Below are 10,643 nucleotides of genomic sequence, written 5' to 3' on the forward strand. Positions count from 1 at the left end.
GGATTTTTAGTTGGTTTTCTGAAAGTAATCTTCTTATTTTCAGGTTTTACCGATTCGGGTTGACAAATGTTCTGCTTTAAGGTATCATATTGTTCGGGCACCTCTTTTAGAGGTCGGGGCTCCCTAGTTACTAGGGAGCTATTTTTGTTTTTCAGGAAGTTTTCTTGAAAAGTCGTTATTCATAAGGGTCTTGTTTTCAATCTCCCCTTGTAGTTAACAAGGCCTTGAGCATTTTAGAAAGAGGAATCTATGTCTACGAAATATATTTTTGTAACTGGTGGTGTGGTGTCGTCTATTGGGAAAGGGATTGTGGCAGCAAGTCTAGGCCGTCTCTTGAAAAATCGTGGTCTCAAAGTAACCATTCAGAAGTTTGACCCTTATATCAATATCGATCCGGGAACCATGAGCCCTTACCAGCACGGGGAAGTCTTTGTGACAGATGATGGGGCTGAGACAGATTTGGACTTGGGTCACTATGAACGTTTTATCGATATCAATCTCAACAAATATTCCAACGTGACAACTGGTAAAATCTACAGTGAAGTTCTTCGTAAAGAACGCCGTGGAGAGTACCTTGGCGCAACTGTCCAAGTCATTCCTCATATCACAGATGCTTTGAAAGAAAAAATCAAGCGTGCCGCTGTCACGACTGACTCTGATGTCATTATCACAGAGGTTGGTGGAACCGTTGGGGATATCGAATCCTTGCCATTCCTAGAGGCCCTTCGTCAGATGAAGGCTGATGTGGGTGCAGATAATGTTATGTATATCCACACAACCTTGCTTCCTTATCTAAGGGCTGCTGGTGAGATGAAGACCAAACCAACTCAACATTCTGTAAAAGAATTGCGTGGATTGGGAATCCAGCCAAATATGTTGGTCATTCGTACCGAGAAACCAGCTGGTCAAGGAATTAAAAACAAACTAGCTCAGTTCTGTGACGTGGCTCCAGAAGCCGTTATCGAGTCTTTGGATGTCGAACACCTTTACCAAATTCCATTGAATTTGCAGGCACAAGGCATGGACCAAATTGTCTGTGACCATTTGAAACTAGACGCACCAGTAGCGGATATGACAGAATGGTCAGCCATGGTTGATAAGGTCATGAACCTGAAAAAACAAGTCAAGATTTCCCTTGTTGGTAAGTATGTTGAGTTGCAAGATGCTTACATATCTGTGGTCGAAGCCTTGAAACACTCTGGTTATGCCAACGACGCAGAAGTGAAGATTAATTGGATCAACGCCAATGATGTGACAGCAGAGAATGTGGCAGAACTCTTGTCTGATGCGGACGGAATTATCGTACCAGGCGGTTTCGGTCAACGTGGTACGGAAGGGAAAATCCAAGCCATCCGTTATGCGCGTGAAAATGATGTTCCAATGTTGGGAGTCTGCTTGGGAATGCAGTTGACTTGTATCGAGTTTGCTCGTCACGTTTTAGGTCTTGAAGGTGCCAATTCTGCAGAGCTTGATCCTGATACAAAATATCCTATCATTGATATCATGCGTGACCAGGTTGATGTTGAGGATATGGGTGGAACCCTTCGTTTGGGACTTTATCCGTCTAAGTTAAAACGAGGTTCTAAGGCAGCAGCTGCTTATTACAATCAAGAAGTGGTGCAACGCCGTCACCGTCACCGTTATGAATTTAACAACGCCTTTCGTGAACAGTTTGAAGCAGCAGGCTTTGTCTTTTCAGGAGTTTCTCCAGACAATCGTTTGGTAGAAATTGTGGAGATTCCTGAGAATAAATTTTTTGTGGCTTGTCAGTATCACCCTGAACTTTCCAGCCGTCCAAACCGTCCAGAAGAACTCTACACCGCCTTTGTTACAGCAGCAGTTGAAAATAGTAACTAGTTATCTTCTAATCTCTGAGAGCAATCTCAGAGGTTTTTAAATCCATTCAGGAAATTCTTGTTAACTCAGGCGCTTGGCGATAAGAATCCGAAGTTTTCTTTTCTCACTGAGGGAAGTGATTTTCCTTGCTCGTATACGGCTTCCCTATTTGTCCTAGAGCCCTTTTTGTGTTACAATGAATGGTATGAAAGCTAAGAAATTATGGATGACTGGCTTGACTGTGGCTGGTCTAAGTGCCCTCGCTTTGGGTGCCAAAAAAGCAGCAGATAACCACAAACTGATGAAGACGCAAGAAGAGTTGACCGCTATCGTGCGCGAACTTTTCTCAGATATGGGTGAGATTGCGACTATCTATGTTCAAGTCTACGAAAGTAGCCTAGAGCGACTCGTCGGAGGAGTCGTTTTCGAGGATGGTCGTCACTATACCTTTGTCTATGAAAATGAAGACCTGGTCTATGAGGAGGAAGCCTTATGATTACTCCCGATAGTATAGAAGAACTAGCAGGTTTTGTCGAGCAAGATGGCAAGAAGGTCTTCCTTTTTGTGGCGGACTGGTGTGGCGATTGTCGTTATATCTATCCATCCTTGCCAGAGATTGAGGAGACCAATCCAGAGTTCACCTTTATTCGAGTGGACCGAGACCAGTATCTGGATCTGGCTAAACTCTGGGATGTGTACGGCATTCCTAGTCTTGTTGTTTTAGAAAAGGACAAGGAAATCGGCCGATTTGTCAATCGCGACCGTAAAAGTAAGGAAGAAATTAACGACTTTTTAGCAGGACTGAAATAGGAGAAAAGGAAAGAATGATTTTTACATATAACAAAGAACATGTTGGCGATGTCCTTATGGTCATCGTGAAAAACAGCGGAGATGCCAAACTAGACGTGGAGCGCAAAGGCAAGGTAGCCCGTATTTTCCTCAAAGATAATGGGGAAACAGTGGCTTGGAATATTTTCGAAGTTTCAAGTTTGTTTGAAATTGCAGAGCGCGGTCAAGTCTTTTTGACAGATGAGCGAGTCGCACGTTTGAACCAAGAATTGCAGGCGGAAGGCTTTGTGGAAGAAATTATCAACAACAAAGAGCCCAAGTTTGTTGTCGGTGAGATTGTCGAGATGGTAGCTCACCCAGATAGTGACCACCTCAACATCTGCCAAGTTGCAGTCGCAAGTGACAAGACAGTGCAAATCGTTGCAGGAGCTCCCAATGCACGTGTCGGGTTGAAAACCATTGTGGCTCTTCCTGGAGCTATGATGCCAAAAGGCAATCTTATTTTCCCAGGCGAACTTCGTGGTGAAAAGAGTTTTGGTATGATGTGCAGTCCTCGTGAACTTGTCTTGCCAAATGCTCCGCAAAAACGTGGTGTTATTGAATTATCAGAAGACCAAGTTGTCGGAACGCCATTTGACCCAGCGATACACTGGACTGCCTAGGAAATTGTCAGTATTTGATAGACCAGATAGAGGGGGATAAGATGGCAAAAAATGTAGTGATTACAGGAGCGACCTCAGGAATCGGTGAAGCGATTGCGCGTGCTTATCTGGAGCAGGGGGAGAATGTCGTTCTAACAGGTCGACGGACAGACAGATTGGAAGCCCTCAAATCAGAGTTTGCAGTAACCTATCCAAATCAAACAGTTTGGACTTTTCCACTGGATGTTACGGATATGGCTATGGTCAAGACTGTCTGCTTCGATATTTTGGAAACGATAAGGCAGATTGATATTTTGGTCAATAACGCTGGACTAGCTCTTGGCTTGGCTCCCTATCAAGACTATGAAGAGTTGGATATGCTGACCATTGCACTGGATGTCACGGATATGACCATGGTCAAGACAGTCTGCTCCGATATTTTGGAAACGATTGGGCAGATTGATATCTTGGTCAATAACGCTGGACTAGCTCTTGGCTTGGCTCCCTATCAAGACTATGAAGAGTTGGATATGCTGACCATGTTGGATACCAATGTCAAGGGTTTGATGGCGGTTACTCGCTGTTTCTTGCCTTCTATGGTAGTAGCCAATCAAGGTCATATTATCAATATGGGATCGACCGCAGGAATCTATGCCTATGCTGGGGCAGCTGTTTACTCAGCCACCAAGGCTGCTGTCAAGACTTTTTCAGATGGTCTGCGAATTGATACTATCGCAACGGATATCAAGGTGACCACCATTCAGCCAGGGATTGTCGAGACAGATTTTTCTACGGTACGTTTTCATGGTGACAAAGAGCGAGCTGAGGCAGTCTATCAGGGAATCGAAGCCCTGCAAGCTCAGGATATTGCAGACACGGTTGTTTATGTGACCAGTCAGCCTCGTCGTGTGCAGATTACAGATATGACTATTATGGCCAATCAACAGGCGACAGGTTTCATGGTGCATAAAAAATAAAAAATTTTCTCGAAAAGTTACAAATTTTTGTAACTTTTTTTGATTCCTTACGAATAGATAAGTAGGAGGAAGAAAATATGTATAATAAAGTTATTCTTATTGGACGTTTAACGTCTACACCAGAATTGCACAAAACCAACAATGACAAGTCAGTAGCGCGTGCAACTATTGCTGTGAACCGTCGTTACAAAGACCAAAACGGGGAACGTGAAGCTGACTTTGTCAATTTGGTTCTTTGGGGGAAATTGGCTGAAACCTTGGCAAGCTACGCAACTAAAGGTAGTCTTATCTCTGTGGATGGAGAACTTCGTACCCGTCGCTTTGAGAAAAATGGCCAGATGAACTATGTGACTGAAGTCCTTGCCACAGGATTCCAACTCTTGGAAAGCCGCGCCCAACGTGCTATGCGTGAAAATAATGCAGGACAGGATTTGGCAGATTTGGTCTTGGAAGAGGAAGAATTGCCATTTTAAGCATTGAAAAGTCTGAGTTTGTCTCAGGCTTTTTATCTTGAGAAAGTCAGACTTTTTTCTTGACTATTTCTGACCAAGTGATACAATAGAACTATGAATTAGCACTCAGATATAAAGAGTGCTAATAATATGTATTTCATCATGGAGGAAAACAGATGTTGAAACCATTAGGAGACCGTGTGGTCTTAAAAATCGAAGAAAAAGAACAAACTGTTGGTGGCTTTGTCCTTGCAGGCTCAGCCCAAGAAAAAACCAAAACAGCCCGAGTTGTAGCTACTGGGGAAGGTGTTCGTACCTTGAATGGTGACTTGGTAGCTCTAAGCGTCAAGCCTGGAGACCGTGTCTTAGTTGAAGCCCATGCAGGTATTGATGTCAAAGATGGCGATGAAAAGTACATCATCGTTGGCGAAGCTAACATCTTGGCAATCGTGGAAGAATAATAGGAGGAAATAAGTATGTCAAAAGAAATTAAATTTTCATCTGATGCTCGTTCAGCTATGGTTCGTGGTGTCGATATCCTTGCGGACACTGTTAAAGTAACATTGGGACCAAAAGGTCGTAATGTCGTTCTTGAAAAATCATTTGGCTCACCATTGATTACCAATGACGGTGTTACTATTGCTAAAGAAATTGAACTAGAAGACCATTTTGAAAATATGGGTGCCAAATTGGTATCAGAAGTAGCTTCAAAAACAAATGATATCGCAGGTGACGGAACGACAACTGCAACTGTCTTGACCCAAGCTATCGTACGAGAAGGAATCAAGAACGTCACAGCAGGTGCCAATCCAATCGGTATCCGTCGGGGGATTGAAGCAGCGGTTGCCGCAGCTGTAGAAGCCTTGAAAAACAATGCCATTCCAGTTGCTAATAAAGAAGCCATCGCTCAGGTTGCTGCCGTATCTTCTCGTTCTGAGAAAGTCGGTGAATACATTTCTGAAGCCATGGAAAAAGTTGGTAAAGATGGTGTCATCACTATTGAAGAATCACGTGGTATGGAAACAGAGCTTGAAGTCGTGGAAGGAATGCAGTTTGACCGCGGTTACCTATCACAGTACATGGTGACAGATAGCGAAAAAATGGTGGCTGACCTTGAAAATCCATACATTTTGATTACTGACAAGAAGATTTCCAATATCCAAGAAATCTTGCCACTTCTAGAAAGCATTCTTCAAAGCAATCGTCCACTCTTGATTATTGCGGATGATGTAGATGGCGAAGCTCTTCCGACTCTTGTATTGAACAAGATTCGTGGAACCTTCAACGTAGTAGCAGTTAAGGCACCTGGATTTGGTGACCGTCGCAAAGCGATGCTTGAAGACATCGCTATCTTGACAGGCGGAACAGTCATCACAGAAGATCTTGGTCTTGAGTTGAAAGACGCTACTATTGAGGCGCTAGGTCAAGCAGCGAGAGTAACTGTGGACAAAGATAGCACTGTTATTGTAGAAGGTGCTGGAAATCCTGAAGCTATTTCTCACCGTGTTGCAGTTATCAAGTCTCAAATTGAAACTACAACTTCTGAATTTGACCGTGAAAAATTGCAAGAACGCTTGGCAAAATTGTCGGGTGGTGTCGCAGTCATCAAGGTCGGAGCTGCAACTGAAACTGAGTTGAAAGAAATGAAACTTCGCATTGAAGATGCCCTCAACGCTACTCGTGCAGCTGTTGAAGAAGGCATCGTTGCAGGTGGTGGAACTGCACTTGCTAATGTCATTCCAGCCGTAGCTGATTTGGAATTGACAGGAGACGAAGCAACAGGACGCAATATTGTTCTCCGTGCCTTGGAAGAACCTGTTCGTCAAATCGCCCACAATGCAGGATTCGAAGGGTCTATCGTTATTGACCGCTTGAAGAATGCTGAAGTTGGTACAGGTTTCAACGCAGCAACAGGCGAGTGGGTCAACATGGTTGAAGAAGGAATCATCGACCCAGTTAAAGTAAGCCGTTCTGCCCTTCAAAATGCAGCCTCTGTAGCTAGCTTGATTTTAACAACAGAAGCAGTCGTAGCCAATAAACCAGAACCAGCAGCCCCAGCTCCAGCAATGGATCCAAGCATGATGGGCGGGATGATGTAAAAACTATTAAAGGAGGGATGTGTATTCCCTCCTTTTATGATTTTCTCTTCTAAAATTGATTTGAGCTCTCCTAACTTATATGATAAAATAAGACTAGAAAAAGGAGAAGAACATGATTGATGTAGAAGAAATTCTGAGCAAGATGAATCCCAATCAGAAGATTAATTATGACCGTGTCATGCAGAAAATGTTTCAGGTTTGGGAGAAAAATGAGCAACGTCCCACTATTCTCATGCATGTTTGCTGTGCTCCTTGTAGTACCTACACCCTAGAATACCTGACCAAATACGCTGATGTGACTATCTATTTTGCCAACTCCAATATCCATCCCAAGGCAGAATACCACAAGCGAGCTTACGTCACCAAGAAATTTGTCAGTGATTTCAATGAGCGAACAGGGAATACGGTTCAGTACCTAGAAGCTCCCTATGAACCAAATGAATACCGGAAGTTAGTCAGAGGACTGGAAGAAGAACCTGAAGGTGGCGATCGTTGCAAGGTTTGTTTTGATTACCGTTTGGACAAAACAGCGCAAGTGGCTATGGATTTGGGCTTTGACTACTTTGGATCAGCTTTGACCATCAGTCCCCATAAGAATTCTCAAACCATCAACAGCATCGGAATCGATGTACAAAAGATTTATACTACCCACTATCTTCCGAGTGATTTCAAGAAAAATCAAGGCTACAAGCGCTCGGTAGAGATGTGCGAGGAGTATGATATCTATCGTCAATGTTATTGTGGATGCGTCTATGCAGCTCAAGCCCAAAACATTGACCTTGTTCAGATTAAGAAGGATGCCACAGCTTTCTTGCTGGATAAGGATGTTGAAAAAGATTATTCCCATATCAAGTTTACCGTCACTAAATTAGATATATAGCAATTAACCCAGCTTCCAGGCTGGGTTTTTCAAATAAAAAACCAGGGCTCTCACCCCGGTTTGACAACTTTACCGATTCTTTAGTTCTATGTAGCGTTTGTACCAAATGTTGACATAGGCCTCTGAGAAAGGACCGCGTCCATTGTTGATCCAATCAACAAGGATTTTAACATGCTCTTTCAAAATATAGTCTAAATCATCAGAATACTTCATTTTGCGTTTATGGCGCTCATACTCTTCAACGTCCAGGAGACGCTTTTCACCATCAGTGAAGACCTTGACATCCAAATCATAATCAATGTATTTCAGGGCTTCTTCATCGAGATAGTAAGGACTTGCCATATTGCAATAGTAGGAAATCCCATTATCACGAATCATAGCAATGATATTAAACCAATATTTTTTGTGAAAGTAAACAATAGCCGGTTCTCGAGTCACCCAACGACGACCGTCACTTTCGGTAACAAGTGTGTGGTCGTTGACGCCGATAATAGCGTTCTCTGTTGTTTTTAGTACCATGGTGTCCCGCCAAGTACGGTGGAGACTCCCATCATGCTTATAACTTTGAATTGTAATAAAGTCGCCTTCTTTTGGAAGTTTCATAACTAACCAACTTTCTACAATTTATAAGTTTATCGTCTATTATTATATCATAAATTGGTCTAATTTTTTTGAATTTTACCTGAAAATGTTAAAGATATTCTCTGAGAGCGCTTGCTATATCCGAAAAATCATAGCCTTTTCTAGCTAAAACTTGGGTCAAACGTTGCTTTAGTTCGTAACCTTCATATTTGCTAGCGTATTTAGTATATTGTTTGTCTAGCTCTTTAAAAATGAGTTCTTGAGTCGTTTCTTGGTCGACTTGACTGTCCAAGTTATCAAAGGCACTTTTAGCATCAGAATAGGAGAAGCCTTTGTTCGTCAAGTTTTGAATAATTTTATCCTGCAAGGCACGAGCGGGAAGTTTTCCCGTGTATTTTTTAAGAAGTTTCTCCGCTACACGTTGAGCGACCTCTGAAAAATCAAAATCCTTTAAAACCTCTTCAATCGTTGATTTGGCAATCCCTTTTTGAGACAGTTTTTGAGCTAGCACATAAGGTCCCTTATCTCCAGAAAGTTGATTGGCATTGATGATAGAGTAGACATACTGACGATCATTTATCCAGTTATCTTCTTTAAGATTAGCGATAACTTGACTAGTGATTGTTTCATCAAGATCATACTTTTTCAGATACTCTCTCACTTCCTTTTCAGTACGAGCCTTAAATGATAGATGGTAGAGGGCGAGATTCTTACCATAAGAAAACTGAGCAAAGCCCTGAATCTCGGTCAATTCTTCAGTGCTAACCACCTTATCTTTAGACAACATAAAACGGACAATGGTATCTTCCGTGATATATGATATTTGCTGTCCATCTAACTCCATCAAGTAGAGACGTTTTTTCTTTTCAAGTTTTGTGATTTTCATAGTTCTATTATACCCTAAAATGTGATAAGATAGGGGTATGAATCTGAAAGTCAAACAAAAAATACCTTTAAAAATCAAGCGGATGGGCATCAATGGTGAGGGAATTGGTTTTTACCAGAAAACCCTCGTTTTTGTACCTGGAGCCCTCAAAGGAGAAGACATCTATTGTCAAATTACTTCTATTAAACGCAACTTTGTTGAAGCAAAATTACTAAAGGTTAATAAGAAGTCTAAATTTCGAGTCGTACCGGCTTGTACGATTTATAATGAATGTGGTGGTTGCCAAATCATGCACCTCCACTACGATAAACAGTTAGAGTTCAAAACGGATCTGCTCCATCAAGCCCTGAAAAAATTTGCCCCTGCAGGATATGAAAACTATGAAATCCGTCCAACTATCGGAATGCAGGAACCAAAGTACTACCGTGCTAAGCTTCAATTCCAGACTCGGAAATTTAAAAATCAGGTCAAGGCAGGTTTGTATGCGCAAAACTCTCATTATCTCGTAGAGTTGAAAGACTGTTTGGTGCAAGATAAGGAAACCCAAGTGATTGCGAATCGCCTAGCTGAACTTCTTACTTACCACCAAATTCCAATTACAGATGAGAGAAAAACGTTAGGCGTTCGTACTATCATGGTACGTCGAGCAAGAAAAACGGGACAAGTCCAGATAATCATCGTCACGAATCGTCAGCTTAATTTAACCCAGCTAGTAAAAGACTTAGTTAAAGATTTTCCAGAAGTCGTCACAGTTGCAGTCAATACAAATACAGCGAAAACAAGTGAAATCTATGGTGAAAAGACGGAAATTATCTGGGGCCAAGAGAGTATTCAAGAAGGAGTACTCGACTATGAGTTTTCTCTCTCCCCTCGAGCTTTCTATCAGCTTAATCCTGAGCAGACAGAAATTCTCTATAGTGAAGTAGTTAAGGCTCTGGATGTCAGCAAAGAAGACCATCTAATCGATGCCTATTGCGGTGTTGGGACGATCGGATTTGCCTTCGCAAAGAAGGTCAAGAGTCTCAGAGGAATGGATATTATTCCAGAAGCCATTGAAGATGCCAAGCAAAATGCTAAAAAAATGGGATTTGACAATACCCATTACGAAGCGGGAACAGCTGAAGAGATTATTCCACGCTGGTATAAAGAAGGCTACCGAGCAGATGCCTTGATAGTTGATCCTCCTCGTACAGGCTTAGATGATAAGCTGTTGGAAACCATTCTGACCTATGTTCCAGACAAAATGGTCTATGTATCCTGCAATGTTTCGACCTTGGCGCGAGATTTGGTTAAACTAGTAAAAGTCTATGATCTCCAGTATATCCAGTCGGTCGATATGTTTCCCCACACTGCACGGACAGAAGCAGTGGTTAAGTTAGTGAAGAAAAGAAAAATCAACTTCACTGAAAAAAGATCTTGACAAAGTAGGAAAAGTAGGTATAATAGAAAGAGTTGAAAAGCTCAAGGTCCGTTGGTCAAGGGGTTAAGACACCGCCTTTTC

11 protein-coding genes and 1 pseudogene are annotated in these 10,643 nt (G+C 42.2%); 10 read left to right on the forward strand and 2 right to left on the reverse strand.

Annotation, left to right across the window (positions count from 1 at the left end):
• Nucleotides 1–249 precede the first annotated feature (249 nt).
• From B7705_RS06590 to B7705_RS06630, 9 genes and pseudogenes are all read left to right on the forward strand, one after another.
• Nucleotides 250–1,857 carry a CTP synthase gene (locus tag B7705_RS06590; RefSeq protein ID WP_084948558.1) on the forward strand — a complete coding sequence of 536 codons (1,608 nt, stop codon included), beginning with the start codon at nucleotides 250–252 and terminating at the stop codon, nucleotides 1,855–1,857.
• Nucleotides 1,858–2,032: 175 nt separating this feature from the next.
• Nucleotides 2,033–2,332, forward strand: coding sequence for a DUF4651 domain-containing protein (locus B7705_RS06595; protein WP_084925594.1), 300 nt, complete (start codon nucleotides 2,033–2,035; stop codon nucleotides 2,330–2,332).
• Nucleotides 2,329–2,646: a thioredoxin family protein gene (locus tag B7705_RS06600; RefSeq protein ID WP_084948560.1), complete on the forward strand. Its 318-nt coding sequence runs from the start codon at nucleotides 2,329–2,331 to the stop codon at nucleotides 2,644–2,646. The genes B7705_RS06595 and B7705_RS06600 overlap by 4 nt, the downstream gene beginning before the upstream one ends.
• A 14-nt stretch (nucleotides 2,647–2,660) precedes the next feature.
• Entirely contained in the window at nucleotides 2,661–3,287 is a 627-nt protein-coding gene (ytpR, locus tag B7705_RS06605; RefSeq protein ID WP_084948561.1) for a YtpR family tRNA-binding protein, read from the forward strand.
• Between the two features lie 41 nt (nucleotides 3,288–3,328).
• Nucleotides 3,329–4,286, forward strand: a pseudogene (locus tag B7705_RS10080) (SDR family NAD(P)-dependent oxidoreductase).
• Between the two features lie 34 nt (nucleotides 4,287–4,320).
• Nucleotides 4,321–4,716: a single-stranded DNA-binding protein gene (locus B7705_RS06615; RefSeq protein WP_000282436.1), complete on the forward strand. Its 396-nt coding sequence runs from the start codon at nucleotides 4,321–4,323 to the stop codon at nucleotides 4,714–4,716.
• A 155-nt stretch (nucleotides 4,717–4,871) separates the two neighbouring features.
• Nucleotides 4,872–5,156: a co-chaperone GroES gene (groES, locus tag B7705_RS06620; RefSeq protein WP_084948564.1), complete on the forward strand. Its 285-nt coding sequence runs from the start codon at nucleotides 4,872–4,874 to the stop codon at nucleotides 5,154–5,156.
• Between the two features lie 15 nt (nucleotides 5,157–5,171).
• Entirely contained in the window at nucleotides 5,172–6,794 is a 1,623-nt protein-coding gene (groL, locus tag B7705_RS06625; RefSeq protein ID WP_084948566.1) for a chaperonin GroEL, read from the forward strand.
• Between the two features lie 112 nt (nucleotides 6,795–6,906).
• Nucleotides 6,907–7,674 (forward strand): epoxyqueuosine reductase QueH, encoded by a 768-nt coding sequence (locus tag B7705_RS06630; RefSeq protein WP_084948567.1) that lies wholly within the window; start codon nucleotides 6,907–6,909, stop codon nucleotides 7,672–7,674.
• 69 nt (nucleotides 7,675–7,743) lie between these two features.
• On the opposite strand, the gene ntdP is transcribed toward B7705_RS06630, so the two are convergent.
• Together ntdP and recX are read right to left on the reverse strand one after the other, a co-directional pair.
• On the reverse strand, nucleotides 7,744–8,277 hold the full coding sequence (gene ntdP, locus B7705_RS06635; RefSeq protein ID WP_000775318.1) for a nucleoside tri-diphosphate phosphatase: 534 nt from the start codon (nucleotides 8,275–8,277) through the stop codon (nucleotides 7,744–7,746).
• Nucleotides 8,278–8,365: 88 nt separating this feature from the next.
• Nucleotides 8,366–9,142 carry a recombination regulator RecX gene (recX, locus tag B7705_RS06640; RefSeq protein ID WP_084948569.1) on the reverse strand — a complete coding sequence of 259 codons (777 nt, stop codon included), beginning with the start codon at nucleotides 9,140–9,142 and terminating at the stop codon, nucleotides 8,366–8,368.
• Nucleotides 9,143–9,179: 37 nt separating this feature from the next.
• Between recX and rlmD the strand changes: the two genes are divergently transcribed.
• Nucleotides 9,180–10,562: a 23S rRNA (uracil(1939)-C(5))-methyltransferase RlmD gene (rlmD, locus tag B7705_RS06645; RefSeq protein ID WP_084948570.1), complete on the forward strand. Its 1,383-nt coding sequence runs from the start codon at nucleotides 9,180–9,182 to the stop codon at nucleotides 10,560–10,562.
• The last annotated feature ends 81 nt before the right edge of the window (nucleotides 10,563–10,643 follow it).

Origin of the sequence: Streptococcus oralis subsp. dentisani (assembly GCF_002096685.1) — a bacterium.
GTDB lineage: Bacteria > Bacillota > Bacilli > Lactobacillales > Streptococcaceae > Streptococcus > Streptococcus oralis_AD.